This window comes from Roseivivax sp. (genome assembly GCF_054552075.1).
Genome location: NZ_JBTOLZ010000012.1, coordinates 56114 through 82265, shown reverse-complemented (window position 1 = coordinate 82265; position 26152 = coordinate 56114). Strand labels below are relative to the sequence as shown.

Annotated in this window: 25 protein-coding genes; 8 read left to right on the top strand and 17 right to left on the bottom strand. The window is 68.4% G+C overall.

Annotated elements, in window-relative coordinates:
• Nucleotides 1–75: 75 nt before the first annotated feature.
• The 3 genes from ACX938_RS10950 to deoD all read left to right on the top strand — a co-directional run bounded on the left by ACX938_RS10950 (nt 76) and on the right by deoD (nt 3232).
• Nucleotides 76–2070, top strand: a complete 1995-nt coding sequence (locus tag ACX938_RS10950) for a methylmalonyl-CoA mutase family protein (protein ID WP_459431076.1) — start codon at nt 76–78, stop codon at nt 2068–2070.
• Nucleotides 2071–2216: 146 nt separating this feature from the next.
• Entirely contained in the window at nt 2217–2528 is a 312-nt protein-coding gene (locus tag ACX938_RS10945) for an H-NS histone family protein (protein ID WP_232753755.1), read from the top strand.
• Nucleotides 2528–3232, top strand: coding sequence for a purine-nucleoside phosphorylase (gene deoD / locus ACX938_RS10940; protein WP_232753754.1), 705 nt, complete (start codon nt 2528–2530; stop codon nt 3230–3232). Before ACX938_RS10945 ends, deoD begins: the two co-directional genes overlap by 1 nt.
• 218 nt (nt 3233–3450) lie before the next feature.
• Here the strand turns inward: deoD and ACX938_RS10935 are convergent, their stop codons facing one another.
• From ACX938_RS10935 to ACX938_RS10860, 16 genes are all read right to left on the bottom strand, one after another.
• Nucleotides 3451–4299, bottom strand: coding sequence for an urea carboxylase-associated family protein (locus ACX938_RS10935; RefSeq protein WP_459431075.1), 849 nt, complete (start codon nt 4297–4299; stop codon nt 3451–3453).
• Nucleotides 4300–4468: 169 nt separating this feature from the next.
• Complete coding sequence (locus ACX938_RS10930) at nt 4469–5638, bottom strand: type III PLP-dependent enzyme (protein WP_232753752.1); 1170 nt, start codon at nt 5636–5638, stop codon at nt 4469–4471.
• Nucleotides 5639–5898: 260 nt separating this feature from the next.
• The gene (locus ACX938_RS10925) at nt 5899–6093 is read right to left on the bottom strand and encodes a hypothetical protein (protein WP_459431074.1); all 195 of its coding nucleotides are present in this window, start codon (nt 6091–6093) and stop codon (nt 5899–5901) included.
• Nucleotides 6093–7730, bottom strand: a complete 1638-nt coding sequence (locus ACX938_RS10920; protein WP_459431073.1) for an FAD-binding dehydrogenase — start codon at nt 7728–7730, stop codon at nt 6093–6095. Before ACX938_RS10920 ends, ACX938_RS10925 begins: the two co-directional genes overlap by 1 nt.
• Nucleotides 7731–8082: 352 nt before the next feature.
• Nucleotides 8083–8244 carry a hypothetical protein gene (locus ACX938_RS10915; RefSeq protein WP_459431072.1) on the bottom strand — a complete coding sequence of 54 codons (162 nt, stop codon included), beginning with the start codon at nt 8242–8244 and terminating at the stop codon, nt 8083–8085.
• A 676-nt stretch (nt 8245–8920) separates the two neighbouring features.
• Entirely contained in the window at nt 8921–9700 is a 780-nt protein-coding gene (locus ACX938_RS10910; RefSeq protein ID WP_232753748.1) for a succinate dehydrogenase iron-sulfur subunit, read from the bottom strand.
• A 5-nt stretch (nt 9701–9705) separates the two neighbouring features.
• On the bottom strand, nt 9706–10551 hold the full coding sequence (locus ACX938_RS10905; protein WP_459431071.1) for a hypothetical protein: 846 nt from the start codon (nt 10549–10551) through the stop codon (nt 9706–9708).
• Between the two features lie 90 nt (nt 10552–10641).
• Entirely contained in the window at nt 10642–10956 is a 315-nt protein-coding gene (locus ACX938_RS10900) for a hypothetical protein (RefSeq protein ID WP_459431070.1), read from the bottom strand.
• Nucleotides 10956–12761: a succinate dehydrogenase flavoprotein subunit gene (sdhA, locus tag ACX938_RS10895; RefSeq protein ID WP_459431069.1), complete on the bottom strand. Its 1806-nt coding sequence runs from the start codon at nt 12759–12761 to the stop codon at nt 10956–10958. Before sdhA ends, ACX938_RS10900 begins: the two co-directional genes overlap by 1 nt.
• A 22-nt stretch (nt 12762–12783) precedes the next feature.
• On the bottom strand, nt 12784–13155 hold the full coding sequence (gene sdhD / locus ACX938_RS10890) for a succinate dehydrogenase, hydrophobic membrane anchor protein (RefSeq protein WP_459431068.1): 372 nt from the start codon (nt 13153–13155) through the stop codon (nt 12784–12786).
• Between the two features lie 14 nt (nt 13156–13169).
• Nucleotides 13170–13553: a succinate dehydrogenase, cytochrome b556 subunit gene (gene sdhC, locus ACX938_RS10885; protein WP_232753743.1), complete on the bottom strand. Its 384-nt coding sequence runs from the start codon at nt 13551–13553 to the stop codon at nt 13170–13172.
• 240 nt (nt 13554–13793) lie between these two features.
• Nucleotides 13794–14837 (bottom strand): MaoC family dehydratase, encoded by a 1044-nt coding sequence (locus ACX938_RS10880; RefSeq protein WP_459431067.1) that lies wholly within the window; start codon nt 14835–14837, stop codon nt 13794–13796.
• Nucleotides 14834–15037 (bottom strand): DUF1737 domain-containing protein, encoded by a 204-nt coding sequence (locus ACX938_RS10875; RefSeq protein WP_459431066.1) that lies wholly within the window; start codon nt 15035–15037, stop codon nt 14834–14836. The genes ACX938_RS10880 and ACX938_RS10875 overlap by 4 nt, the downstream gene beginning before the upstream one ends.
• A 19-nt stretch (nt 15038–15056) precedes the next feature.
• Complete coding sequence (locus ACX938_RS10870) at nt 15057–15602, bottom strand: NnrU family protein (protein ID WP_459431065.1); 546 nt, start codon at nt 15600–15602, stop codon at nt 15057–15059.
• A gap of 5 nt (nt 15603–15607) precedes the next feature.
• Nucleotides 15608–16459: an HpcH/HpaI aldolase/citrate lyase family protein gene (locus tag ACX938_RS10865; protein WP_459431064.1), complete on the bottom strand. Its 852-nt coding sequence runs from the start codon at nt 16457–16459 to the stop codon at nt 15608–15610.
• Between the two features lie 398 nt (nt 16460–16857).
• Entirely contained in the window at nt 16858–17610 is a 753-nt protein-coding gene (locus tag ACX938_RS10860) for a sulfite exporter TauE/SafE family protein (protein WP_232753738.1), read from the bottom strand.
• A 174-nt stretch (nt 17611–17784) separates the two neighbouring features.
• Here ACX938_RS10860 and mdh point away from each other — a divergent pair, with 174 nt between their 5' ends.
• On the top strand, nt 17785–18747 hold the full coding sequence (gene mdh, locus ACX938_RS10855; RefSeq protein WP_232753737.1) for a malate dehydrogenase: 963 nt from the start codon (nt 17785–17787) through the stop codon (nt 18745–18747).
• Nucleotides 18748–18834: 87 nt separating this feature from the next.
• Here the strand turns inward: mdh and ACX938_RS10850 are convergent, their stop codons facing one another.
• Nucleotides 18835–19797 carry a glycosyltransferase family 2 protein gene (locus ACX938_RS10850; protein WP_459431063.1) on the bottom strand — a complete coding sequence of 321 codons (963 nt, stop codon included), beginning with the start codon at nt 19795–19797 and terminating at the stop codon, nt 18835–18837.
• A 371-nt stretch (nt 19798–20168) separates the two neighbouring features.
• Here ACX938_RS10850 and sucC point away from each other — a divergent pair, with 371 nt between their 5' ends.
• The 4 genes from sucC to ACX938_RS10830 all read left to right on the top strand — a co-directional run bounded on the left by sucC (nt 20169) and on the right by ACX938_RS10830 (nt 26151).
• Nucleotides 20169–21362, top strand: coding sequence for an ADP-forming succinate--CoA ligase subunit beta (gene sucC, locus ACX938_RS10845; RefSeq protein WP_459431062.1), 1194 nt, complete (start codon nt 20169–20171; stop codon nt 21360–21362).
• Nucleotides 21363–21581: 219 nt separating this feature from the next.
• Nucleotides 21582–21926 carry a hypothetical protein gene (locus ACX938_RS10840; RefSeq protein ID WP_232753734.1) on the top strand — a complete coding sequence of 115 codons (345 nt, stop codon included), beginning with the start codon at nt 21582–21584 and terminating at the stop codon, nt 21924–21926.
• A 52-nt stretch (nt 21927–21978) separates the two neighbouring features.
• Complete coding sequence (gene sucD, locus ACX938_RS10835; RefSeq protein WP_232753733.1) at nt 21979–22866, top strand: succinate--CoA ligase subunit alpha; 888 nt, start codon at nt 21979–21981, stop codon at nt 22864–22866.
• Between the two features lie 309 nt (nt 22867–23175).
• Complete coding sequence (locus ACX938_RS10830; protein WP_459431061.1) at nt 23176–26151, top strand: 2-oxoglutarate dehydrogenase E1 component; 2976 nt, start codon at nt 23176–23178, stop codon at nt 26149–26151.
• Nucleotide 26152 lies beyond the last annotated feature (1 nt).

Sequence of the window (26152 nt, the reverse complement as noted above, 5' to 3'; positions counted from 1 at the left end):
GACACCGCCACATTCTTTCGCCTACCTGTGCCCTAGCGCAATTTTATTACCGTTCCGACTCGTTTGCGAGGAGCCATGACCCAGACCCCACCCGCCGCCGCCGAAAGGGCGCCGCAGAAAGACAAGCCCTGGCTGATCCGCACCTACGCGGGCCACAGCACCGCCGAGGCGTCCAACGCGCTCTATCGCGGCAATCTCGCCAAGGGGCAGACCGGGCTGTCGGTGGCCTTCGACCTGCCGACGCAGACCGGCTACGACAGCGACCACCTGCTCGCGCGCGGCGAGGTCGGCAAGGTCGGCGTGCCGATCTGCCACCTGGGCGACATGCGCACGCTATTCGACCAGATCCCGCTCGAGCAGATGAACACCTCGATGACGATCAACGCGACCGCGCCCTGGCTCCTGGCGCTCTACGTCGCGGTGGCCGAGGAACAGGGCGCGGATCCCGCCAAGCTGCAGGGGACGGTGCAGAACGACCTGATCAAGGAATACCTCAGCCGGGGCACCTATATCTGCCCGCCGAAACCCTCGCTCAAGATGATCGGGGACGTGGCGGAATATTGTTACCGGAACATCCCCAAGTGGAACCCGATGAACGTCTGCTCCTACCACCTGCAGGAGGCGGGCGCGACGCCGGAACAGGAGCTGGCCTATGCGCTGGCCACCGCCATCGCGGTGCTCGACGAGCTGAAGCCGCGCGTCCCCGAGGAAGACTTCCCGGTGCTCGCCGGGCGGATCTCCTTCTTCGTGAACGCGGGCATCCGCTTCGTCACCGAGATGTGCAAGATGCGCGCCTTCGTCGATCTCTGGGACGAGCTTCTGCACGACCGCTACGGCATCGAGGACGCGCGCTACCGCCGCTTCCGCTACGGGGTGCAGGTCAACTCGCTGGGGCTGACCGAACAGCAGCCCGAGAACAACGTCTACCGCATCCTGATCGAGATGCTGGCCGTCACGCTGTCGAAGAAGGCCCGCGCCCGGGCGGTGCAGCTGCCCGCCTGGAACGAGGCACTTGGCCTGCCGCGCCCCTGGGACCAGCAGTGGTCGATGCGGATGCAGCAGATCATGGCCTATGAGACCGACCTTCTGGAGTTCGACGACCTCTTCGACGAGAATCCCGCGGTCGAGCGCAAGGTCGCGGCGCTGAAGGACGGCGCGCGGGCGGAGCTGGCCAATCTCGACGCCATGGGCGGCGCGATCGAGGCCATCGACTACATGAAGTCGCGCCTGGTGGAGAGCAACGCCGACCGCGTGGCCCGCGTCGAGGCCGGCGAAACCGTGGTCGTCGGCGTCAACCGCTGGACCGAGAGCGAGCCCTCGCCGCTGCTGGGCGAGGACGGCGGCATCATGACCGTCGACCCGGCGGTCGAGGCCGACCAGATCGCCCGGCTGACCGCCTGGCGCGAGGCGCGCGACGCCGATGCGGTGGCCCGGGCCCTGGCCGATCTGCGCGCCGCCGCGCGCGAGGGGCAGAATGTCATGCCCGCCTCCATCGCCGCCGCCCGCGCCGGGGTGACCACCGGCGAATGGGCCGCCGAGATGCGCGCCGCCCATGGCGAATACCGCGGGCCGACCGGGGTCTCGCCCTCGGCCTCGAACCGCACCGAGGGGCTCGAGGACCTGCGCGCCGCGGTCGACGCGGTCTCGGACAAGCTCGGCCGGCGGCTGAAGCTGCTGATCGGCAAGCCGGGGCTCGACGGCCATTCCAACGGAGCCGAACAGATCGCCGTGCGCGCCCGCGACTGCGGGATGGAAATCGATTACGAGGGCATCCGCCTCACCCCCGAACAGATCGTCGCTGCCGCCCGCGAGGGGCGCGCCCATGTGATCGGCCTGTCGATCCTCTCGGGCAGCCACCTGCCGCTGGTCGAGGACACGCTGGCGCGGCTGCGCGCCGAGGGGCTCGGGGATCTGCCGCTGATCGTCGGCGGAATCATTCCCGAGGAAGATGCCCGCCGGCTCCGGGCCATGGGCGTCGCCCGGGTCTATACGCCCAAGGACTTCGCGCTGAACGGAATCATGCGCGATATCGTGACCCTCGCCGACCCCGAAGCGGTCGCGGCGGAATAACAACTCACCCTTTTCACGAATTTCCGCCCCGCACGTCGCCATTAAGGCGTGCGGGGTTTTTCTTTTTTGTGACTCGGGGTTTTTAATGACTTGTCATTCAGGAATTCCTGTTAAAAGAAGGCATACCCCTTTTTAGGAGCGATCAAATGGATATCGATCTCGAGAAACTTTCCCGCGAGGACCTCGAACAGTTGAAAAAAGACGTGGATAAGGCGCTGAAATCCGTCGACGCCCGCCGCAAGGCCGAAGCGAAACGCGCCGCGGATCACGCCGCCCGCGAATTCGGTTTCTCGCTCGAGGAACTCTACGGCGCCAATGCCCCCAAGGCCTCGAAGGGCGTTCCGAAATACGCCAATCCCGCCGATGCCAGCCAGACCTGGACCGGCCGGGGCCGCAAGCCGAAATGGCTGAACGAGGCGCTGGCCGCCGGCAAGTCACTGGACGACATGAAGATCTGATGTCGATTCATATTGGTGCGAAACCCGGCGATATCGCCGAAACCGTGCTCATGCCCGGCGATCCCTATCGGGCCCGCTGGGCGGCGGAAACCTATCTCGAAAACCCCCGGCTTGTGAACGAAGTGCGGGGGATGCTGGGCTATACCGGCACCTGGAAGGGTCATCCCGTCACCATTCACGGCAGCGGCATGGGAATGCCCTCGCTGTCGATCTACGCGAATGAACTGATCCGCGACTACGGCGCGAAAACCCTGATCCGCATCGGCTCTTGCGGCGGAATGCAGGAGAAGGTGGCCATTCGCGATGTGATCGTCGCGATGACCGCCTCTTCCATTTCCACCCCGTCGCGCGGCATTTTCCGCGAATTCAACTTCGCGCCCCCGGCCGATTGGGAGCTCTTGCGCAACGCGGTGACCTCGGCCGAGGCGAAAGGATCGCGGGTGCATGTCGGCGGGATCTATTCGGCGGATGTCTTCTATGACGAACGCCCGGACCTGAACGAACAGATGACCCGCCACGGTATTCTGGGCGTCGAGATGGAGGCCGCCGAGCTTTACAATCTCGCCGCGCGCCATGGCATCCGGGCGCTTTGCGTGCTGACCGTCAGCGACCACCTCATCACCCATGAGGCGCTGCCGTCCGAGGATCGCGAAAAGAGCTTCGGCGAAATGGTCGAGATCGCGCTGGAAGCCGCCTTCCCCTAAGCGCAGGACAAAGGCCGGGAAAGGCTATTGCGAGAATTGAAATGCGCCGGCCGGGTTATTCTCGGGCCGGCGCATTTTCTTTTTTCGGTGGGGGTGGGGCCGAGAGGCGCGCGCCTTGGTCAGGGTCCGAGGGGCGGTCAGGGGCGCCACCCTGTGGCCCCCTGCCCCCATGGGTCGGACGGCCCCGGCGCGCCCTCGAGGCGCGCCCAGGCCCCGCCCTACCGCCCGTGGCTCCGGTCGTAGCCCGCCCGCGCGGGGCTCTGCCACTCGCCCAGCGCGCCCGCCTCGGGGGCCAGGATCTCCACCCGCAGCGGATAGCAGGGCGCGCTGTCCGAGGAATGCTCGGACCCGCAGTCGCCGCCCGGACAGGCCGAGAGCGCGCCCAGGAGGTCGACCTCGGCCAGGCAGGTCAGCGCATCGCCCGGGCGCACCGGGCTCGCCTTCATGAAGTATTGCCCCGTGTCGCGGGTGAAGCCGGTGCACATGAAGACGTTGAGCACGTCGTGCACATGCGTCTCGGCCTCGGCCAGCGGCAGCCCCAGCCGGTCGGCCAGCGCCCGGGTCAGGTTCGAATGGCAGCAGTGGTGGTAATCCTGCCCGGACAAGAGATGCGCGGTATAGGGATCGCAGCGCGTGCCGATCACGTCGTGCACCGAGCCGCCGTGGGCGTCGATGCCATACCAGTCGAGCGTGTCCGCGACCACGCTGGCCAAGGGCCGCAGATGCGGGAAGGCCGACCAGAGCCGGTCTCCGGTGCTGACATGGGTGCCGTGCAGCGCGCGGGTCTTGCCGGAATAGAACCGCTCGGAGAGGTCGGCGGCGTTCCAGAGGTTCAGATCGCCGACCTGCGGCCCCTCGACCGACACGATGCGGAAGAAATGCCCCGCTGGCACGTCGAAGGTCAGCGCCTCGCGCGGCGGCACGGTGACGCTGTCGACAAGCCGCGCGCCCTCCAGCGCCGCGGCGTAGCGGGTCAGCGGCAGCTGCGGCAGGGTCTCGGGCGGGTAGCAGATCACCGGCGGCACGGCGCGGCGGGCGGCCTGTTCCTCGGCATCGGGCTGGGGCATGGCGGCGTCTCCTTGGTCAAATCCTCAAGGCCCCCAGAGCACAAAGCAAAAGGGCCGGGCAAGTGCCCGGCCCCGGAAGGGTATTTTCTGCGGTCTGTCGGGGGCCTCCGGGCCGAAGCGCCAAAAGCCTCCCGGCCCTAGACGCCCACCGCGCCCAAGCGTCCCGCGCTCAGATCACCACCACATCGAGCGGCGGGAAGCCGTTGAACCCGACCGAGGAATAGGTCGAGGTATAGGCCCCGCAGGAGCGGATCGCGACCTTGTCGCCAGCGCGCAGGCCCAGCGGCAGCTCGACCGGGCGCTTCTCGTAGAGCACATCGGCGCTGTCGCAGGAGGGGCCGGCCATGACGCAGGGGCCCTTCGCCTCGTGCTCGCGCTGGGTGGCGAACTGGTAGCGGATCGCCTCGCCTTCGGTCTCGGCCAGGCCCGAGAAGCGGCCGATGTCGAGGTAGACCCAGCGGTGTAGGTCGCTGTCGGACTTCTTGGAGACCAGCACCACCTCGGCGGCGATGGCGCCGGCTTCGGCGACCATGCCGCGGCCGGGCTCGGCCATGATCTCGATCTCGGTGCCGAAGCGCGCTTCGACCTGGGCCATGACCTCGGCGGCATAGGGCGTCGGGCCCTGCACCGCGTCGGTGTAGAAGGCCGGGAAGCCGCCGCCGATGTTCAGGAGCGACAGCGGGAAGCCGGCGTCCTCTGCCGCGTCCCAGACCGATTTGACCTGGTCGAGGATCGGCGCCCAGGCGGCGGCACGCTTGGTCTGCGAGCCGACGTGGAAGGACAGGCCGACGGGATCGAGGCCCAGCTCGGCGGCGCGCGCGATCAGCGACACCGCCTTGTCGCGGCCGCAGCCGAACTTGCGGGTCAGCGGCCAGTCGGCCTCGCAGGCGTCGACGATCAGGCGGATGTAGACCCGCGCGCCGGGGGCGTGCTCGGCGATCTTCTCGAGCTCTTCCTCGGCGTCGGCGGCAAAAAGCGTGATGCCCACGCCATGCGCCCAGGCGATGTCCGAGGCGCGCTTGATGGTGTTGCCGAAGGAGATCTCCGAGGGCGCGGCGCCCTGGGCCAGGCAGAGCTCGATCTCGCCGCGCGAGGCGGCGTCGAAATGCGAGCCGAGGCCGACCAGCGTCTCGATGATCTCGCGGGCCGGGTTGGCCTTGACCGCATAATGGATCGAGGCGCGGCCCAGCCCGTCGCGCAGGGCGCGGAACTGGCGGGCCACCGCCTCGCGGTCGATCACGAGGGTCGGACGGTCGAAGTGGGTGTCGAAGATGAAACGCTCGACGCGGGAGGTTTCAATAGCGGAGTAAGCCGAGAAATCGGCAACGTATGCGTTCATGTCCATCTCCAATAGACCCGGCCATATATGACCGCTCAGTTCTGTCAGAGACGTTACCGTCGCTACGTAACCGTGGGGCGGACCCATGGGACAGAGGCGCGTGCGTTGGCGTCTGGTGAGGCGCATATCGGGCCTTGCCCGAGTCGTTTCAAGAGAAATTTTGCCCGGGCCGGCGGAATTTTTCCGCCCTGTCCCGCCGCGGCCGGGCGCGCGATATCCCCTTGAAGAGTTTGATCAAATTCGGGGGCCCGCGGGGCGGGTCAGTCGTCGCTTTTCAGGCAGATCTGGGGCGGCTTGCCGCTTTGGCCCTCGGTCGCGGCGCCGCATTGCACGCAGCGCCAGAGGCTCTCGCCCTCGGACTGGCGATACTCGCGCCAGCGGCAGGACCGGGTCTCGCGGTTGGCGAAGATCGCGATCAGCACGAAGGCGAGGATGAGGCCGACGACGATGACCATCAGACCGTGCGCCCCACCGCGCGGCCCGAGAACAGGCAGCCGCCGAGGAAGCTGCCCTCGAGCGCGTTCTCGCCGTGGTAGCCGCCACCGCCGAAGCCCGCGACCTCGCCCGCGGCGAAGAGCCCCTCGAACCAGCCGCCGTCCCGGTGCTGCACATGGCCCTCGAGGTCGGTCATCAGCCCGCCCAGCGATTTGCGCGTCAGGATGTTGAGCCTGACGGCGATCAGCGGCCCATGCGCGGGGTCGAGGATGCGGTGCGGCCTGGCGGTGCGGATCAGCCGGTCGCCGCGATAGGCCCGCGCCTGGCGCAGCGCGGTGACCTGGGCGTCTTTGCAGAAGGGATTGTCGATCTGGGCGTCGCGCGCCTCGATCTGGGCCCTAAGCCGCGCGGGATCGAGCGGCGCCTCGGGGGTCAGCGCGTTCATCCCGTGCACGAGGTCGCCGAAGTCCCGCTCCACGACGAAATCCGCGCCGTGCTCCTTGAAGGCCTCGACCGGCGGCGGCGCGCCCTTGGCGCCGAGCCGCGCGCGCAGCACCTCGGTCCAGCGGCCGGAGGTCAGGTCAGGGTTCTGTTCGGAGCCGGACAGGGCGAACTCCTTCTTGATGATCGACTGTGTGAGGATGAACCAGCTGTGGGCATGTCCGGTTTCAAGGATGCGCCGCAAGGTCGCACGTGTGTCGAAGCCCGGCATGCAGGGCGCCTCGAGCCGGTTGCCCAGCGCGTCGAACCACATCGAGGAGGGCCCGGGCAGGATGCGGATGCCGTGGTCGGGCCAGATCGGGTCCCAGTTCCTGAGCCCCTCGGTGTAATGCCACATCCGGTCCTCGTTGATCGCTCGGGCGCCGGCGCCCTTGGCGGCCTCCCCCATCTGCCCGTCGACGTAGTCGGGCACGCCCGCGACGAGGCTTTTGGGCGGGGTGCCCAGGTCCCTGGGCCAGCGGCGGCGCACCAGCTCGAGGTTGCCGCCGATGCCGCCGGTGGTCAGCACCACGGCCTCGGCGTTGTGCTCGAAGTCATCCACCACCTGGCGGCTGCTCGGCGCGCCGCGGCTGGCCTCGTCGGGGGCGAGGACCGCGCCCGCGACGCCCTTCACCGCGCCGCCCTCGACGATCAGGTCGGTGACGCGGTGGCGGAAGGCGAAGGTGATGCGGCCGGCCTCCTCGTGGGCGCGGGCGCGACGCTCGAAGGGGGCGAGGACGCCCGGGCCGGTGCCCCAGGTCAGGTGGAAGCGCGGCACCGAGTTGCCGTGCCCCTGGGCCAGCCCGCCGCCGCGTTCGGCCCAGCCGACCACGGGAAACCAGCGCATGCCCATGCCGCGCAGCCAGGAGCGCATCTCGCCCGAGGCGAAGTCGAGGTAGGCTTCGGCCACCCGGGCGGGCATCTCGTCCTCGGGGCGGTGGAAGCCCGCGCTGCCCATCCAGTCCGAGCGCGCCAGCGCGTGGCTGTCGCGGATGCCCATGCGGCGCTGTTCGGGGGTGTCGACCATGAAGAGCCCGCCCAGCGACCAGAAGGCCTGCCCGCCGAGGCTCTGCGGCCCCTCCTGGTCGACGATCAGCACCCGCCGCCCGCGATCGGCGGCCTCGGTTGCGGCGGTGAGCCCGGCCAGACCGGCCCCGACGACGATGACATCGTGCATGAACTGCCTCCCAACTGGTCACGCGACACACCGGTGCAGGCTAGGCGGAGGGCCGCTTCACTGCCAAGGCGGCAAGGCGGTTGACGCCGCGTGAGGGGGTGGGGGAGTGGGGGTCGGGGTGGTGAGGTGACCGGACACCGCTCGGCGCGTTTTGGCCGTCGCGCACCTATTGGAGCGGGCAGGCCAAATTGATCATATGGCTCCGCCTAGCGCCGCAAACGCTGCTGCCAGCGCTGTGGTGAGCGCGTGCCGTTCGTTGGCGCAACAAGCAACGGTGCGATCGAAGGCCCACTGTCTGGAGATCACCGCCCCGGCGCGCGGCCTCGGCCCGCGCCGGAGCGGTGTCGCTGTCTCAGGCCGCCTCGCGGTCGCTGTCTTCGCTCGGAGCGGAGGCCAGGTTGGCGGCGGGCGCCTCGGCCTCGGCGCCGAGATCGCTCGGGTCGTAATAGGCCAGCGCGTCTTCGAGAAGGCTCAGGGCGTCCTGCGGACTGTGCTTGGCTGCGGTAGTGGTCATGTCAGACCTCTTTCTGCTGATCCGACCTCCCTTTGCGTGAAACTGACCTATGCCCGGGGCCCGGGGGCCACAATCGCGCCGGGCGCATGGGCGGCATGAGCTGTGTTCAAGGCGGCGGGGTAGAGGGTCTGGGGCAAGCAGGTTGAGGGCCGATGCACAGAAATGCCGGTGCGCCTCTGTGCCTGCAATCCGGCGGGTGGATTCCCGAGGATTCGTCTGCCGGTGAGGCAGTCAGGTCTTTGGCCAAGACGTCCGCACTTGAGGTGGACGGCACAACGTCCAACCCGCCCCTACGATGCAAAGCGAGCCGGTCCAGCTCGCCCCTCTTGCGCCCGAATAGCACCGAAGGTGCCGGGCGCGCGCCGGACCGGCCCCTTGGGCCGGCGCTCCTTGGAGTGGCGCGCTTGGCATGCCCCTAGCCCTGACCTTGTTGGGATAAAGTGCGCCGATCGGAGGTCAGCAGCGCCGGCCCCCGGTCCGGCGCGCGCCCTATCTTTGGTGGAGCGCCAGGTGCGGGGGCCTCTGGGGCGTGTCGCGGCCCCAGCGGTGGACGTGACCGACGGTCAGGCGACCAAGCCCAACCGGCCCGCTCACACCCCGCAGACCAAGGCCGCACCCCAGCGCAGACCAAGGCACCCCCCCCAAAAGGCAGCCGCCCCGGCCCCCGACGCCGCGATCAGATCGCCCGCTCGACCATCATCTTCTTGATCTCCGCGATGGCCTTGGCCGGGTTCAGACCCTTCGGGCAGGTCTTCGCGCAGTTCATGATGGTGTGGCAGCGGTAGAGCTTGAAGGGATCCTCCAGGTCGTCCAGCCGCTCGCCGGTGGCCTCATCGCGGCTGTCGATGATCCAGCGGTAGGCGTGCAGCAGCGCCGCGGGCCCGAGGTAGCGGTCGCCGTTCCACCAGTAGGACGGGCAGGCCGTCGAGCAGGAGGCGCACATCACGCATTCATAGAGACCGTCGAGCTTCTCGCGGTCCTCGATCGACTGCCGCCATTCCTTCGCGGGGCGGTTCGTCTTGGTCTCGAGCCAAGGCATGATCGAGGCGTGCTGCGCGTAGAAATGCGTCAGGTCCGGGATCAGGTCCTTGACCACCGGCATATGCGGCAGCGGGTAGATCTTCACGTCGCCCTTCACCTCGTCGATGCCGTAGATGCAGGCCAGCGTGTTGATCCCGTCGATGTTCATCGCGCAGGATCCGCAGATGCCTTCGCGGCAGGAGCGGCGGAAGGTCAGCGTCGGGTCGATCTCGTTCTTGATTTTGATCAGCGCGTCCAGAACCATCGGGCCGCAGGCGTCGAGATCGAGGAAATAGGTGTCCACGCGCGGGTTTTCCCCGTCGTCCGGCGACCAGCGGTAGATCTTGAAGGTCTTGAGACGGGTCGCCCCCTCCGGCTTCGGCCAGGTCTTGCCGGTGCGGATGGTGGAGTTCTTGGGAAGCGTCAGTTGGACCATGTCTGTTACTCCGGATGTGTCGCTTCGAGGGTGGTCTGGGCGGCGCTTTGTTCGAGCTGCCAGCGAAGGTGCTTGCGGTGGCCAAGCATGGTGCGCAGCCAGCGCAGCCGCCCGACCCGGTTCGGCGTCAGGTAGACGGGCGAATTCAGGGACCGCAGCATCCGCGGACGCATCAGCCGCGCATGCTTGCGTTCATATGCGTCGACCGCGGCAAGGTAACTGCGGTCGATCGTCCCCCGGCTGAGATGCCGGAGGTGGAAGTCGATGGCATAGGCGCCAAAGCCCCGCGCCCGCGCGTTCTGGACCAGATCCAGACCGTAGAGGTGGAAGCCCTGCAGATCCACCGAAGGGGCCACGAGGCTCTCGCGCTTGAGGACCAGGAAGTTCTCGTCGAGCGCCTCGACGGGATGCGGCAGGCGGCCCATGCGGCGATCCTCGCCGACGGGGTCGGAGATATGCAGGTGATAGTCCTCGCCCTGCCGCCCGGCGTTGCCCGCGACCGCCCAGTCGGGATGCGCGGCCTCGAGCGCCTCGAGCCGGGCCAGGAGCGTGTCGGCATCGTCGAACTCGGCGCGGACGTCCTGATGCGCGAGGATCACGTAACGCGCCCGCGCCCCGGCGATCATCCGGGTGAGCCCGGTGAAACCGTCGAAGGCATTGCCCGCGCGGTTGTCGCCGTAGAGGAACGCGCAGCGCGCCGCATCGAAGCCCCGCGCGCGGAAGCTCTCGACCATCTCGGCATAAGCCGAAGCATCGGTCATCAGCGTGAGCACCGCGAAGGGGATCTCACCCTCGAAGGGGCCCTCGGGGGCCACCGGGCGCGCGTCGAGCTGAGAAAGATCGGCACTCATGGCCGGCCTCCCGCAGCCCGCCCCGGCGCGCCGGACGCGCGATCCGGGCAGCGGCAAAGATCCCGTTGGATTGCGCGGGCCGTCATCGCCTCACCCCCCGAGCCCAGTCAGGGTGGCGGCGCCGAGGCATTGCACGGTCGTCGGGCGGCGCAGGATGGCGGTCACCACCTCGGCGCTGCTCTCGGTTGGGCCGGTCACGCTGTCGGCGGCGAGCGAGAGAAGCTGCTCGGAGGAGGCGTTGTCGATCACGCAGTTGATCGCGGGCTCCAGCGGCAGCTCCGGGTAGCGCGCCAGCACCACCCGGTTCACCGTGGATTTCGCCGCCGCCCGCGCGAGCTGGTCCTGGCTCTCGACCGTGCAGGCCGAAAGCAGGGGCACCAGGAGAGCAAGCAGCGCCAGACGCATCAGAAGGTCCGCGCCTTGGGCGCGATCTTCTGCAGCTCGATGCCGCCCTGCTGTTCCTGGGTCAGCGGGTCGGTGATCACCGGGCGATACTCGAGGTCGACCTTGGCCTCGGCGATGCGGCTGATCGTATGCACGCGCCAGGTGGTGTCGTCGCGCTCGGGGTGGTCCTCATGGGCATGGGCGCCGCGGCTCTCGGTCCGGGCCTCGGCCGAGACGATGGTCGCCAGGGCGTTGGGCATGAGGTTGGTCAGCTCGAGCGTCTCCATCAGGTCGGAGTTCCAGACCAGGCTGCGGTCGGTGACCTGGATGTCCGACATGCGGCCGGCGATCTCGGTCATGCGCTTGACGCCGTTGCCCATGGTCTCGCCGGTGCGGAAGACGGCGGCGTCCTCCTGCATGGTGGTCTGCATGTCGAGGCGGAGCTCGGCGGTGGGCGTGGCGCCCTGGGCGTGGCGCAGCCCGTCGAAGCGGTCGAGCGCCTTGTCCACCTGGCCCTTGTTCACCGCGCGGGGCGAGGCGGCGCGGTCGACGACATCGCCCGCCCGGATCGCCGCGGCACGGCCGAAGACCACCAGGTCGATCAGCGAGTTCGAGCCCAGGCGGTTGGCGCCATGCACCGAGGCGCAGCCCGCCTCGCCCACGGCCATCAGGCCGGGGACCACCTTGTTGGGGTCGTCCTGGGTCGGGTTCAACACCTCGCCCCAGTAGTTCGTCGGGATGCCGCCCATGTTGTAATGCACCGTCGGGATGACCGGGATCGGCTCCTTGGTGACATCGACGCCGGCGAAGATCCGGGCGCTCTCGGAGATGCCGGGCAGGCGCAGCTGCAGCGCCTCCTTCGGCAGATGCGAGAGGTTGAGGTGGATGTGGTCGCCGTTCTTGCCGACGCCCCGGCCCTCGCGGATCTCCATGGTCATGCAGCGCGAGACGTAGTCGCGCGGCGCCAGGTCCTTGTAGTTGGGGGCATAGCGCTCCATGAAGCGCTCCCCTTCGGAGTTGGTGAGATAGCCGCCTTCGCCGCGGGCGCCCTCGGTGATGAGGCAGCCCGCGCCGTAGATGCCGGTCGGGTGGAACTGCACGAACTCCATGTCCTGGAGCGGCAGGCCCGCGCGCGCCACCATGCCGCCGCCGTCGCCGGTGCAGGTATGCGCCGAGGTCGCCGAGAAATAGGCGCGGCCGTAGCCGCCGGTCGCCAGCACGACCATCTTGGCGTTGAAGACGTGGATGGTGCCGTCGTCGAGCTTCCAGCAGACCACGCCGGTGCAGGTGCCGTCATCGTCCATCAGAAGGTCGATGGCGAAATACTCGATGTAGAACTCGGCGTTGTTCTTCAGCGACTGGCCGTAGAGCGTGTGCAGGATCGCGTGGCCGGTGCGGTCGGCGGCGGCGCAGGTGCGCTGCACCGGGGGGCCTTCGCCGAACTCGGTGGTATGACCGCCGAAGGGGCGCTGGTAGATCTTGCCTTCCTCGGTGCGCGAGAAGGGCACGCCGTAGTGCTCGAGCTCGTAGACCGCCGCCGGGGCGTTCCGCGCGAGGTATTCCATCGCGTCGGTGTCGCCCAGCCAGTCCGAGCCCTTCACCGTGTCATACATGTGCCACTGCCAGTGGTCGGGGCCCATGTTCGACAGCGAGGCGGCGATGCCGCCCTGTGCCGCCACCGTGTGCGAGCGGGTCGGGAAGACCTTGGTGACGCAGGCGGTCTTCAGGCCCTGTTCGGCCATGCCCAGGGTCGCCCGGAGGCCCGAGCCCCCGGCGCCCACGACCACGACGTCATAATCATGCGTCTCGTATTCGTATTCAGCCATGTCTCTGTGAAACTCCGCGAATTCAGAGCGCCAGGCGCGCGACGGCGAAGAGGCCGGTCGCGGCGAGCGCATACATCAGGCAGGTCATGCCGAGGATCAGGACCTTCTCCCAGATCCCGTGGACGTAGTCCTCGACCAGGGTCTGGAAGCCGTCCTTGAAGTGCAGGCAGGTGACGAGGATCGTCAGCGCGGCCACGATCGCCGGGAAAGGCCGGGCGAAATAGTCCGTCACCTCTTCGTAGCTGCCGCCGAGCGTCGGGCCGAAGGTGAAGACGAACAGCGGCACCAGGATCAGCAGACCCACGGATTGCACCTTCATGCGCCAGAAATGCGCGGTGCCGGATTTCGCGCTGCCCCAGTTCTCGGCGCGCTTGCGGTCGGTCATATAAGCCATGTCTCGCGCCTCCTTCAGACGATCAGGGCGGTCAGGACGGTCAGCACGACCGATCCGCCGACGACGGCCCAGCCCAGCTTCTCGGCGGTCTCCAGCTCGAGCATCCGCGCGCTGTCCCAGACCAGGTGCCGGATGCCGGCGAGGAAGTGATACCAAAGCGCCCAGAGCGACAGGAACATCACCAGGTCACCGAACCAGCTGGTCACGAAACCGTCGGCCGTGGCGAAAGCCTCGGGGCCCGAGGCGGCGGCGATGAACCACCAGACGATCATCAGGATCGCGACGATCAGCGCATTGCCGGTGATGCGGGTCAGGATCGAGGTGACGGAGGTGAGCTGCGGGCGGTAGACCTGCAGATGCGGCGAGAGGGGCCGGTTGCCCCGATTCACGTCGGCCATGGACTAGTCCTTTCGGTTCCCTTGCTCGGGGTTCTAATCGAAATTGCCGCGCTGTCACGCGCTCATCGGGAAAATTGAGCCGGTTTGACGCGGTTTCGGGCCGGGTTTCCGGCTTAGTGATCACAAGGCCGATACGTGTGATCACAGAAAACGCCCCTGACGGAAATCCCCGCGAATCCGTTGGCGTTAACAGTCCGCGCCCCCTCGGGCGGGGGCGCGCGGGGGCTCCGGGGCCCGGTCTCAGACCGGCATGAGCGCCCAGTAATCGAGGTCGAGAAGCACCCCAGGCAGGTAGCGTCCCGAGGCATCCTTGAGCTCGCCCGGCGCCCCTTCCTTGGTCGCCACCAGCCGCAGCCGGATCGCGCCGACGCCCGGCGCCGCGGTCTCGGCGGTGTCCAGCACCTCGGACCAGGCGCGCAGCGTGTCGCCGGCGAAACAGGGGTTGGCATGGCTGCCCGCGTTCAGCCCCGCGACGAGCTGCGCATTGGCAAGCCCGTTGAAGGAGAGCGCCCGCGCCATGGAGATCACATGCCCGCCGTAGATCAGCCGCTTGCCGTCCTCGCGCTGGGTGGCGTCGAAATGCACCTTGGCGGTGTTCTGCCAGAGCCGGGTGGCGATCATGTGCTCGGCCTCCTCGACGGTCACGCCGTCGACATGGTCGATCACCTCGCCGGGGCGGTAGTCGCCCAGCCGGTGCGGCTCTCCGGCCAGCGCAAAGTCGTAGCCGGTGAAATCGAGCCCCGGCGGCACCGCGAGGTCAGAGGCCGAGAGCGCGGGCGCCAGCTCGGGCACATGCGGCTCGGGCGCGGGCGCGCCGGGATCGCGCTTGTTCACCATGACCCAGCGGACGTAGCTCATCACCCGCGCGCCGTCCTGGTTCAGCCCTTCGCTGCGGACCCAGACGATGCCGGTGCGGCCGTTGGAGTTCTCCTTCAGCCCGATCACCTCGGAGCGGGCGCGTAGGGTGTCGCCCTCGAAGACCGGCTGGTGCCAGCGCCCCTCGGCGTAGCCCAGGTTGGCCCGGGCGTTCAGCGAAATGTCGGGCACGGTCTTGCCGAAGACCACGTGAAAGGCGACCAGCGGGTCGATCGGGCTTTGCGCCAGCCCCGAGGCGCGGGCGAAGGCATCCGAGGAGCAGAGCGCGTGCCGGTCAGGGTAAAGCGCGTGATACAGCGCCCGCTCCCCCGCCCCGACGGTGCGCGGCACCGCGTGGTCGATCACCTGGCCAACGCGGTAGTCCTCGAAGAAGCGGCCCGCGTTGGTCTTGCTCTTGGGCTGGCTCATTGCGCGCCCAGTTTCATGTCGGGGTGGTAGTCGCCCGGCGCCTCCTTCACCACCGCCTGGCCGCAGCGCATCACGCCGTTGGCCGCGTCGAAGGCATAGGTCGGATCGCCGTAGAGCTCCCAGCCCTTGGACAGGGCCTCGGAGACCCTGTGGCAGAAGGCGGAGGTGTCGTCCTCGCTGAGGAAGCGGTAGAGTTTCATGGTCTCACCTCGGAGATTGTCAGGAGGGGAAGGGCCAGACGCCCAGCCAGGCGTGCACGCCGGTGATCACCGTGAAGACCACGAGCGTCACGATCACCAGGGTGACATCCTTCTTGGCGGGGCCCGGTTCGGGGCGGTCCCAGGTGGTGCTGCGATTGATCACCACGACCTCGGCCACGGCCCAGGCCAGCATCGAGCCGAAGAGCAGGATCGAGGCCAGGTCGCCGTTGACCAGAAGATGCGCCACAGCCCAGACCTTCACGGCGGTGAGCTGCGGGTGCCGCATCTTGCCGCGCAGCCGGCCCTTGGTGGCGCTCATCCCGAAGAGGAAGACCGCCCCCAGCATCAGCAGGTTGTTGATGTGGACCATGAAGGCCGGCGGGGTCCAGACCGGGATGAAGGCCGCGCCCCGGTAGCCCAGGACGATCAGCGCGAGCCCCGCGAAGACGCCCGCGGCGACCAGCCCCTTGCCGGCGCCGCCCAGCCCTTCGAAGGCCGCGGGCGCGGCGCGTTTGAACAGATGGGCCGCGCTCCAGAGGAGGATGCCGAGGACAAGCAGAACCATGGGGATCACCCTTTTTCGATGGCGTCGATTGCCTCTGCTTGTGCCAAGAGTTTGCGGGCCGTGTCTACGTGCAGATTCTCCACGATCTTGCCGTCGACCACCGCGACCCCCTGTCCTTCGGCCTTGGCGGCCTCATAGGCGGCGATCTGGCGGCGGGCGAGGTCGAGGTCATCTTCCGAAGGTCCGAAGGCGGCATTGGCGGTCTCGACCTGGGCGGGGTGGATCAGCGTCTTGCCATCGAAGCCCATGTCGCGGCCCTGGCGGCATTCGGCGGCGAGCCCCTCGGTGTCCTTGAAGGCGTTGTAGACGCCGTCGACCGTCGCGATTCCATAGGCACGGGCGGCGAGCAGGCACTGGCCCAGCGCCGGCAGCATGGCCAGCCGGTCGGGCGTGGCCCGGGCGCCGAGCTCCTTCACCAGGTCGTTGGTGCCCATGACGAAGCCGTCCATCAGCGGATGGGCGGCGATCTCGCCGGCGTTCAGGATGCCGCGCGGGGTCTCCATCATCGCCCAGAGCCGGGCCTCGACGGTGATCTTTGCCAGCGCATCGAGCTGGGCCGTGCTTTCGACCTTGGGCAGGAGCACCGCGTCGGCCTGCATCCCGGCGGCGGCGCGGGCGTCGTCTTCGCCCCAGTCCGTCTCGAGCCCGTTGATCCGCACGAGCTTCAGGCGCGGGCCGAAGCCGCCCTTCTCCAGCTCCTCGGCGAGCGTCGCGCGGGCCGCGGCCTTCTCCTCGGGCGAGACCGCGTCTTCGAGGTCGAAAATGATCGCATCCACCGCGAGGCCCCGCGCCTTCTCGATCGCCCGGGGTTTGGAGCCGGGAATATACAGCACCGATCGAAGCGGACGGGTCATCATGGCGGGGCCTCTCTGGATTGCGCGCGAAATAATGTTGCGCGGAGACAGCCAGTTTTTGGCGAAACATTCAAGGAGAAATTGCCGCGGTGCAGAGAGGTGTGGTGGGGGGTGGTCGGTTGGGGGGGCAGAAGGGCACGCATTTTGCGGAGCAGCCGGCATGTCTTTGGACGGTAGAGATGCGCCTCCCTTCTCACGCTAAAACAACCACGCCCGCCCCCTTCCGCGCGGAATAGCCGGCCGCAGGCCGCCGCGCACCGCCGGGCCGGCCGGACGGCACGGCGATTTGGCAGAGCGAGGCGCGCCGCTCGCCCCTCGCCCGAACATGGCAGCTATAAAGCGCCGCCGCCCGACCGTCGGATCGCCGCGCCCCGGCCCGGCGCTGCGCGGCTCCACACCGCTCACGTCAGCGCGTCGAAGATCAGCTTGCTCCCGGTCACCGCCAGCAGGACGTAAGTCACCCCGAAGAAGACCCGCTCGGGCACCAGCCGGTGCGCGCGGATGCCGAGCCAGGTGCCCAAAAGCGCTGCGGGCACCAGCGCCAGGCCGAGCAGCAGCGTCTCGCGGCTGAAGATGCCCATCGCCCCGTAGATCCCGACCTTGGAGAGGTTGATCGCCCAGAAGACCAGCACGGTGGAGGCCTGGAAGGCCGTCTTGTCGAGCTTCCGGCCCAGGAGATAGACCGCCGCCGCCGGCCCGCCGGCATGGCTCACAAAGGAGGTGAAGCCCAGCGTCACCCCCGCCAGCACGCCCGCGCGGCGCCCCATGGCGCGCTCGATCCGCACCAGCCCGGATTTCTGCGCCCAGGCCCAGCCGATGAAGAGCAGGCAGACCAGCCCGATCACCAGCCGGATCGCGTCGGCGCTGGTCCATTGGTAAAAGAGCGCCCCGAGCCCCACGCCGGGCAGCCCCGCGTAGATCAGGAGCCGCGATTCGGGCCAGCTCCAGCGCCGCCAGTAGGCCGGCAGGCTGACCACGTCGATCACCATCAGAAGCGGCAGCATCAGCCCCAGCGCCGCGCCCGGCTCGAGCACCAGCGCCAGAATCGAGGCCGAGGCAAAGGCCGCCCCGGAGCCGAATCCGCCCTTCGAGATGCCCGCGAAGATCACCGCGGGCACGGCCAGGGCGAAGACCGGCCAGCTTAGAATCTCCATGTGAAAACGGTCCTGAAATCAACAGCGTCGGGCCAGTGTTAGCGGCGGCGCGCGGCGGTGAACAGCCCCGCACCCGGGGCTCCGGGGGCACCACGGCCCGAGGGGCAGGCTTGCGCGCGGGGATTTCATTGCTTACGCCAGCGGGCGACATTTGACCCAACCGGAGAACTTTCCATGGCCAGACCCAAGATCGCGCTGATCGGTGCGGGGCAGATCGGCGGCACGCTCGCGCATCTCGCCGCGCTCAAGGAACTCGGCGACGTCGTGCTCTTCGACATTGCCGAGGGCACGCCCGAGGGCAAGGCGCTCGACATCGCGGAATCCGGCCCCGCCGAGGGCTTCGACGCGCATCTCAAGGGCACCTCGGACTACGCCGACATCGCCGGTGCGGATGTCTGCATCGTGACCGCCGGTGTCCCGCGCAAGCCGGGCATGAGCCGCGACGACCTGCTGGGCATCAACCTCAAGGTCATGAAGGCCGTGGGCGAAGGCATCCGCGACAACGCGCCGGACGCCTTCGTGATCTGCATCACCAACCCGCTGGACGCCATGGTCTGGGCGCTGCGCGAGTTCTCGGGCCTGCCCCACGCCAAGGTCTGCGGCATGGCCGGCGTGCTGGACAGCGCGCGCTTCCGCCACTTCCTGTCGCTGGAGTTCGGCGTCTCGATGAAGGACGTCTCGGCCTTCGTGCTGGGCGGCCACGGCGACACCATGGTGCCGCTGACCCGCTATTCCACCGTCGCCGGCGTGCCGTTGCCGGACCTCGTGAAGATGGGCTGGACCACCCAGGACAAGCTCGACGCGATCGTGCAGCGCACCCGTGACGGCGGCGCCGAGATCGTGGGCCTCCTGAAGACCGGCTCGGCCTTCTACGCGCCCGCCACCGCGGCGATCGAGATGGCGGAAGCCTACCTGAAGGACCAGAAGCGCGTCCTGCCCTGCGCGGCATGGTGCGACGGCGAGTTCGGCCTGAAGGGCATGTATGTCGGCGTGCCGACCGTGATCGGCGACGGCGGCGTCGAGCGCATCGTCGAGATCGAGATGAACAAGGACGAGAAGTCCATGTTCGACAGCTCGGTCAACGCGGTGAAGGGCCTGGTGGACGCCTGCAAGGGCATCGACGAGACCCTGGCCTGAGCGATCTGGCTTAGAGACTTCGGAGAAGGGGCTGCCGCGGGCGGCCCCTTTTCTTTTGGGCGATGGGGCGTCCCGACGCGCCTTTCGTCAGGCGAGCCCCAGCGCCCGGTCGAACGCCTCGGGCGACAGGTCCAGCCCCTCTCCGAACAGCGCCCGCGCGGCGCCTGCCGGGTCGCAGGGCATGGGTTCGAGCAGGCTCTCGGCCTGCAGCGCCTCGGCCTCCGCCGCGCCCAGGACCCGCAGCCGGTCGTGCAGTGCCTCCGCCGCGGCGCGCCCGCCCGCCTCGGTCACATGGGCGATCTGCGCCGCGCGGAACCGCTGCGCCGGGCGCGCGGCATCATAGAGCCCCTGCTCCGCGTAGCGCATCAGCTTGGCGCACCAATGCGCCCGGGTGAGCCCGTCGAAATGCACGATCCGCGCGTCAGGCATCTCCGCGATCTGCGCCACGGGCTCGCGGCGCGGCGCGTGCAGCCCCAGCCGCAACCCCCGCCCGGTGCGGGTCACGCTTTTGCCCAGCGCATGGCCGCAGAACCCCCGGTCGGTGAAGCGCATGACCTCGGGGCCGAGCCGCGCCCGGACGGCGGGCCGCGGGCCCGGCACCTGCCAGCGCAACACGCCCTCGAAGATCGTGCGCGGCGGCGGCCCCGCGAGCCAGGCGCGCTCGCCATTGGCGATGCGCAAGCTGTCGACCTCGGGCGGCTGAACGTCCAGCCGCGCGACGAACTCCGGCGCGGCGAGGAATTCATCGGCATCGACATGCAGGAGCCAGTCGACCGGCAGGGTGGCATAGGCGTGGTCGATGTTCATCCGCTGCCTCCGGTTCAGGTGATCGGGCCGCCGCCGGCGTCCGAGGGTGCGAAGATAGAACGCCGCATCCGCGCGGATCAGCTCGACGCCCGGAAGGCCGGACAGGAGCGCCTCGGCCTCGGGCTCGGGGCGGTCGAGGTAAAGCCGCACGGGATCCGCGCCGAGCGAGAGGTAATGCGCCACGAAAGCGGCCAGGAGCGCAGGCGGCTCGGCGACCGTGGCGGCGACGCCCCATCGGGTCATGCGCGGCCCCGGGCGGGCGGCGCCACCGGCCGCGCGTGAGCGCCGCGACGCGCGCCAACCCCACCCCGCGAACGGGCGGCGAACCTCTTCATATGACGCGCAGGGCGGGCTTTCATCGCGCCAAGCTGCGCGCTGACGCCCGGGCTGTCAAAACGCCGAACCGCCTTTCCCGCCCCGGTGATGCAGCGCCGCACGGGCTCATGCGCGACCGAGTCACGCAGGGCGCGCAACTTGTGATCACAGCTGCAAAGCCAGTGATCACAAATGTCGGTTTTTTGTCGTGTTAGCGCCCGTCCATCACGATTTGACTGCAAGTGCCCCCGCGCGATTGGGTATAGCGGCACGAAAGGCAGTAACACGGGACGGATGACATGAATATCCACGAGTATCAGGCCAAGGCGCTCCTGCGCAGCTATGGCGCGCCGGTCTCGGATGGCCGCGTCGTGCTGAAGGCGGCGGATGCCAAGACCGAGGCCGCGAATCTCGACGGCCCGCTCTGGGTGGTGAAGGCCCAGATCCACGCCGGCGGCCGCGGCAAGGGCAGCTTCAAGGAGGCCGACGCCGGCGAGAAGGGCGGCGTGCGCCTGGCCAAGTCGGTCGAGGAGGCCGCCGAGGAAGCCCGCAAGATGCTCGGCAAGACGCTGGTCACCCATCAGACCGGCCCGGCGGGCAAGCAGGTCAACCGCATCTACATCGAGGACGGCTCGGACATCGAGCGCGAGCTCTACCTCGCGCTGCTGGTCGACCGGGTCACCAGCCGGGTGTCCTTCGTCTGCTCCACCGAGGGCGGCATGGACATCGAGGAGGTCGCCGCCTCCACGCCCGAGAAGATCCTGTCGTTCAGCGTCGATCCCGCGACCGGCTACCAGGCCTTCCACGGCCGCCGCATCGCCTTTGCGCTGGGGCTCGAGGGCCAGCAGATCAAGCAATGCGTCAAGTTGATGGGCATCCTCTATACCGCCTTCGTCGAGAAGGACATGGAGATGCTCGAGGTCAACCCGCTGATCGTCACCGACAAGGGCGACCTGAAGGTGCTCGACGCCAAGCTCTCCTTCGACGGCAACGCGCTCTACCGCCAGTCCGACGTGGCCGAGCTGCGCGACGAGACCGAGGAAGACCCCAAGGAGCTCGAAGCCTCCAAGTACGACCTGAACTACATCGCGCTCGACGGTGAGATCGGCTGCATGGTGAACGGCGCGGGCCTGGCCATGGCGACCATGGACATCATCAAGCTCAACGGCGCCGAGCCAGCGAACTTCCTCGACGTGGGCGGCGGCGCCACCAAGGAGAAGGTGACCGAGGCCTTCAAGATCATCACCTCGGACAAGAACGTCAAAGGCATCCTGGTGAACATCTTCGGCGGCATCATGCGCTGCGACGTGATCGCCGAGGGCGTGGTCGCCGCGGTCAAGGAAGTCGGCCTGAAAGTGCCGCTGGTCGTCCGCCTCGAGGGCACCAACGTCGAGAAGGGCAAGGAGATCATCAACACCTCCGGCCTCGACGTGATCGCCGCCGACGACCTCAAGGACGGCGCCGCGAAGATCGTGAAGGCGGTAAAGGGGTAAGGCGCCCTGAGGCGCGCGCCGGCGGGTCTTCCGCCGCGCGGGCCCTGGCGAAGGGACGGAAACGTGTCGATGACCATGGCAGTCGCAGTGAACAAACCTAGGGTCCCGGGGGTTCGTCCCTCGAACCTCGGGGCGCCCCGCGCCCCGGTCCCGACGGTTCTGCACCGCCTGCGCGTGCCGCGCGCCGCGCCGGTCCACCGCCTGCCAAGGAGCCTTGCCATGTCGCGCCTCTTCCCGTCCAAGACCCCCGATCTGCCCAGCCTGCCGCGCTCCGCGCCGAGCTACACGCCGTTCCTCCTGGGCCTGGCCCTGGTGGGATGCGGGCTCGCGCTGCGGCGCAGCGACCCCGCGCCCCTTCGCCTGCCGGAACCCGGCGGCGCGCCCGAGGCGCGCAAGGCGAGATCCGGCCGCGACGCGGCCCGCGTGGCGCGCGACGGTATCGCGCGTTTCATTCCATCCAATCTGACCGGGTCGCTCGGCCGCACGCTCATCCTGATGGGAGGCGCGACCATCGCCGTCCGCGCCCTCGACGAGCTGGTGGACGACGACCAGGCCGAATACTGACTGAAACACCGGCGGGCCGGACAGGGCCCGCCAGAGGGACGAAGGAACTCAAATGGCCGTTCTCGTAGACGAAAACACCAAGGTGATCTGCCAGGGCCTGACCGGCTCGCAGGGCACCTTCCATTCGGAACAAGCCATCGCCTACGGCACCAAGATGGTCGGCGGCGTGACGCCGGGCAAAGGCGGGCAGACCCATCTCGATCTGCCGGTCTTCAACTCCGTGCACGAGGCCCGGCACGCCACCGAGGCCAATGCGTCGGTGATCTACGTGCCGCCGCCCTTCGCCGCGGATTCGATCCTCGAGGCGATCGACGCCGAGATGGAGCTGATCGTCTGCATCACCGAGGGCATCCCGGTCGCCGACATGATGAAGGTCAAGCGCGCGCTGGAAGGCTCGAAGTCGAAGCTGATCGGCCCGAACTGCCCCGGTGTCATCACCCCCGACGCCTGCAAGATCGGCATCATGCCCGGCCACATCCACAAGCGCGGCAAGGTCGGCGTAGTCTCGCGCTCGGGCACGCTGACCTATGAGGCCGTGAAGCAGACCACCGACGTCGGCCTCGGCCAGTCGACCTGCGTCGGCATCGGCGGCGACCCGATCAAGGGCACCGAGCACCTCGACGTGCTGGAATGGTTCCTCGACGATCCCGAGACCGAGGCCATCATCATGATCGGCGAGATCGGCGGCTCGGCCGAAGAGGATGCCGCGCAGTTCCTCGCCGACGAGAAGAAGAAAGGCCGCTGGAAGCCCACCGCGGGCTTCATCGCCGGGCGCACCGCGCCTCCGGGCCGCCGCATGGGCCACGCGGGCGCGATCGTCGCCGGCGGCAAGGGCGGCGCCGAGGACAAGATCGAGGCGATGAACTCCGCCGGGATCGTGGTCGCCGACAGCCCCGCCACGCTCGGCGAGGCGGTCCTGGCCGCGATCGACAAGGGCTGAGGCCCGCATGATCTTCGCACCGTCCCGGGCCCGGTCCCGGGGCGGCGCACCCGCAAGAGCCTCCCGACCGGCGCCCGCAAGGCGGACCCCGCTCCGGAGGCTTCAAGACGGCAAACCCGGGAAGGACCCCTCGCCCATGCTGACCGCCGCGACATCCCGCGCGGGCGCCCGACGCGCCCCGGACCCGGCCCGAGGCCCGGCCCAGAGCGGCGCCGCGCCGCCCGGCGCCTCCGGTTCCACCCTCGTTTCCCCGTTGCCGGCGGCCCCCGGCGCGCACACATACGGTCCCCAGCCTCGTGAGGTGACACAATGACCGACCAGAGCCCCAACGATCAGTTCCACGCCTCGAGCTTCATGCAGGGGCACAACGCGGAATACCTCGAACAGATGTATGCCCGCTACGCCAACGACCCCAATGCGGTCGACGAGGCCTGGCAGCGCTTCTTCGAGAGCCTGGGCGACGACGAGAAAGAGGTGAAGCGCGAGGCCGCGGGCCCCTCCTGGGCGAAACCCGGCTGGCCGCCGCAGCCGCAGGACGAGCTGACCGCCGCGCTGACCGGCGAATGGCCGATGCCGATGATGCCCGCCGAGGCCAAGGGCGCCGCCGACAAGATCAAGTCGCGCGCCGAGGACGCCAAGGTCGAGCTGACCGATGACGACGTGCAGCGCGCGGTGCTCGACTCGATCCGGGCGCTGATGATCATCCGCGCCTACCGCATCCGCGGCCACCTGGCCGCGCAGCTCGACCCGCTGGGCATGCGCAACATCGACGAGGAGCACCCCGAGCTCGATTACCGCTCCTACGGGTTCACCGATGCCGACCTCGACCGGCCGATCTTCATCGACAAGGTGCTGGGCCTCGACATCGCCTCGCTGCGCGAGATCATCAGCGTGCTGAAGCGCACCTACTGCGGCACCTTCGCGCTGCAATACATGCATATCTCCGACCCCGAGCAGTCGGCCTGGCTCAAGGAGCGGATCGAGGGCTACGGCAAGGAGGTGAAGTTCACCCGCGAGGGCCGGAAGGCCATCCTCAACAAGATGGTCGAGGCCGAGGGCTTCGAGAAGTTCCTGCACGTCAAATACATGGGCACCAAGCGCTTCGGCCTCGACGGCGGCGAAAGCCTGATCCCGGCGATGGAGCAGATCGTGAAGCGCGGCGGCGCGCTGGGGCTGCAGGAAGTGGTGATCGGCATGCCGCACCGTGGACGGCTCTCGGTCCTGGCCAACGTGATGAGCAAACCCTACCGGGCGATCTTCAACGAGTTCCAGGGCGGCAGCTTCAAGCCCGACGACGTGGACGGCTCGGGCGACGTGAAATACCACCTCGGCGCCTCCTCGGACCGCGAGTTCGACGGCAACGAGGTGCACCTTTCGCTGACCGCCAACCCCAGCCACCTCGAGGCGGTGAACCCGGTGGTCCTGGGCAAGGTCCGCGCCAAGCAGGACCAGCTCAAGGACCCGACCCGCACCAAGGTCCTGCCGGTGCTCCTGCACGGCGACGCGGCCTTCGCGGGCCAGGGCGTCGTGGCGGAATGTTTCGCCCTTTCGGGCCTGCGCGGCCACCGCACCGGCGGCACCGTGCATATCGTGGTGAACAACCAGATCGGCTTCACCACCGCGCCGCATTTCTCGCGCTCCTCGCCCTATCCGACCGACAACGCGCTGGTGGTCGAGGCGCCGATCTTCCACGTCAACGGCGACGACCCCGAGGCAGTGGTGCATGCCGCCAAGGTCGCCACCGAGTTCCGCCAGAAGTTCGGCAAGGACGTGGTGATCGACATCTTCTGCTATCGCCGCTTCGGGCATAACGAAGGCGACGAGCCGATGTTCACCAACCCCCTGATGTACAAGCAGATCAAGGGGCACAAGACGACGCTGACGCTCTATACCGAGCGGCTGGTCAAGGACGGGCTCATCCCCGAGGGCGAGATCGAGGACATGAAGGCCGCCTTCCAGTCCCACCTCAACGAGGAGTTCGAGGCCGGCAAGACCTACAAGCCCAACAAGGCCGACTGGCTGGACGGGCGCTGGTCGCATCTCGACAAGCAGAAGCAGGGCAAATACCAGCGCGGCAAGACCTCGATCAAGAAAGAGACCATGGAGGCCGTGGGCCGGGCGATGACCAGCCCGCCGGACGGCTTCCCGCTGCACAAGACCGTCGGGCGCCTGCTCGACGGCCGCAAGAAGATGTTCGAGACCGGCAAGGGCTTCGACTGGGCGACCGCCGAGGCGCTGGCCTTCGGCTCGCTCCTGACCGAGGGCTACCCGGTCCGCCTCTCGGGCCAGGATTCGACCCGCGGCACCTTCTCGCAGCGCCATTCGGCCCTGATCGACCAGGAGACCGAGGAACGCTACTACCCGCTGAACCACATCCGCGACGGCCAGGCCCGGATCGAGGTGATCGACAGCGCGCTGTCGGAATACGCGGTCCTGGGCTTCGAATACGGCTACTCGCTGGCCGAGCCCAACGCGCTGACCCTCTGGGAGGCGCAGTTCGGCGATTTCGCCAACGGCGGGCAGATCATGTTCGACCAGTTCGTCTCTTCGGGGGAATCGAAGTGGCTGCGGATGTCGGGCCTCGTCTGCCTCCTGCCGCATGGCTACGAGGGCCAGGGGCCGGAACACTCCTCGGCGCGGCTCGAGCGCTTCCTGCAGATGTGCGGCCAGGACAACTGGATCGTGGCGAACTGCTCGACCCCGGCGAACTACTTCCACATCCTGCGGCGCCAGCTGCACCGGTCGTTCCGCAAGCCGCTGATCCTGATGACGCCGAAGTCGCTCCTGCGGCACAAGCTCTGCGTCTCGGACGAGAAGATGTTCGTCACCGGCTCGTCGTTCCACCGCGTCCTCTGGGACGACGCCGAGGCGGGGCTCTCGGAGACCGAGCTGAAGCCCGACAGCGAGATCAAGCGCGTCGTCCTGTGCTCGGGCAAGGTCTATTACGACCTGCTCGAGGAACGCGACGCCCGCGGTATCGACGACATCTACCTGATGCGGATCGAGCAGTTCTATCCTTTCCCGGCGGTCTCGGCGGTGAACGAGCTGGAACGCTTCAAGCAGGCCGAGGTGATCTGGTGCCAGGAAGAGCCCAAGAACCAGGGCGCCTGGTCCTTCATCGAGCCCAACATCGAATGGGTCCTGGGCCGCATCGGCGCCGATTACCCGCGCCCGCGCTACATCGGCCGGCCGACCTCGGCCTCGCCGGCGACCGGGCTTGCCAGCGCGCATAAGGCACAACAACAGGCGCTCGTGGACGAAGCGCTGACGATCGAAGGAAAGTGAG

Bases quoted from the DNA above. Each gene is read 5' to 3' on its own strand.
- ACX938_RS10950 (WP_459431076.1), top strand. From the start codon at position 76: ATGACCCAGACCCCACCCGCCGCCGCCGAAAGGGCGCCGCAGAAAGAC.
- ACX938_RS10945 (WP_232753755.1), top strand. From the start codon at position 2,217: ATGGATATCGATCTCGAGAAACTTTCCCGCGAGGACCTCGAACAGTTG.
- deoD (WP_232753754.1), top strand. From the start codon at position 2,528: ATGTCGATTCATATTGGTGCGAAACCCGGCGATATCGCCGAAACCGTG.
- ACX938_RS10935 (WP_459431075.1), bottom strand. From the start codon at position 4,299: ATGCCCCAGCCCGATGCCGAGGAACAGGCCGCCCGCCGCGCCGTGCCG.
- ACX938_RS10930 (WP_232753752.1), bottom strand. From the start codon at position 5,638: ATGAACGCATACGTTGCCGATTTCTCGGCTTACTCCGCTATTGAAACC.
- ACX938_RS10925 (WP_459431074.1), bottom strand. From the start codon at position 6,093: ATGGTCATCGTCGTCGGCCTCATCCTCGCCTTCGTGCTGATCGCGATC.
- ACX938_RS10920 (WP_459431073.1), bottom strand. From the start codon at position 7,730: ATGCACGATGTCATCGTCGTCGGGGCCGGTCTGGCCGGGCTCACCGCC.
- ACX938_RS10915 (WP_459431072.1), bottom strand. From the start codon at position 8,244: ATGACCACTACCGCAGCCAAGCACAGTCCGCAGGACGCCCTGAGCCTT.
- ACX938_RS10910 (WP_232753748.1), bottom strand. From the start codon at position 9,700: ATGGTCCAACTGACGCTTCCCAAGAACTCCACCATCCGCACCGGCAAG.
- ACX938_RS10905 (WP_459431071.1), bottom strand. From the start codon at position 10,551: ATGAGTGCCGATCTTTCTCAGCTCGACGCGCGCCCGGTGGCCCCCGAG.
- ACX938_RS10900 (WP_459431070.1), bottom strand. From the start codon at position 10,956: ATGCGTCTGGCGCTGCTTGCTCTCCTGGTGCCCCTGCTTTCGGCCTGC.
- sdhA (WP_459431069.1), bottom strand. From the start codon at position 12,761: ATGGCTGAATACGAATACGAGACGCATGATTATGACGTCGTGGTCGTG.
- sdhD (WP_459431068.1), bottom strand. From the start codon at position 13,155: ATGGCTTATATGACCGACCGCAAGCGCGCCGAGAACTGGGGCAGCGCG.
- sdhC (WP_232753743.1), bottom strand. From the start codon at position 13,553: ATGGCCGACGTGAATCGGGGCAACCGGCCCCTCTCGCCGCATCTGCAG.
- ACX938_RS10880 (WP_459431067.1), bottom strand. From the start codon at position 14,837: ATGAGCCAGCCCAAGAGCAAGACCAACGCGGGCCGCTTCTTCGAGGAC.
- ACX938_RS10875 (WP_459431066.1), bottom strand. From the start codon at position 15,037: ATGAAACTCTACCGCTTCCTCAGCGAGGACGACACCTCCGCCTTCTGC.
- ACX938_RS10870 (WP_459431065.1), bottom strand. From the start codon at position 15,602: ATGGTTCTGCTTGTCCTCGGCATCCTCCTCTGGAGCGCGGCCCATCTG.
- ACX938_RS10865 (WP_459431064.1), bottom strand. From the start codon at position 16,459: ATGATGACCCGTCCGCTTCGATCGGTGCTGTATATTCCCGGCTCCAAA.
- ACX938_RS10860 (WP_232753738.1), bottom strand. From the start codon at position 17,610: ATGGAGATTCTAAGCTGGCCGGTCTTCGCCCTGGCCGTGCCCGCGGTG.
- mdh (WP_232753737.1), top strand. From the start codon at position 17,785: ATGGCCAGACCCAAGATCGCGCTGATCGGTGCGGGGCAGATCGGCGGC.
- ACX938_RS10850 (WP_459431063.1), bottom strand. From the start codon at position 19,797: ATGACCCGATGGGGCGTCGCCGCCACGGTCGCCGAGCCGCCTGCGCTC.
- sucC (WP_459431062.1), top strand. From the start codon at position 20,169: ATGAATATCCACGAGTATCAGGCCAAGGCGCTCCTGCGCAGCTATGGC.
- ACX938_RS10840 (WP_232753734.1), top strand. From the start codon at position 21,582: ATGTCGCGCCTCTTCCCGTCCAAGACCCCCGATCTGCCCAGCCTGCCG.
- sucD (WP_232753733.1), top strand. From the start codon at position 21,979: ATGGCCGTTCTCGTAGACGAAAACACCAAGGTGATCTGCCAGGGCCTG.
- ACX938_RS10830 (WP_459431061.1), top strand. From the start codon at position 23,176: ATGACCGACCAGAGCCCCAACGATCAGTTCCACGCCTCGAGCTTCATG.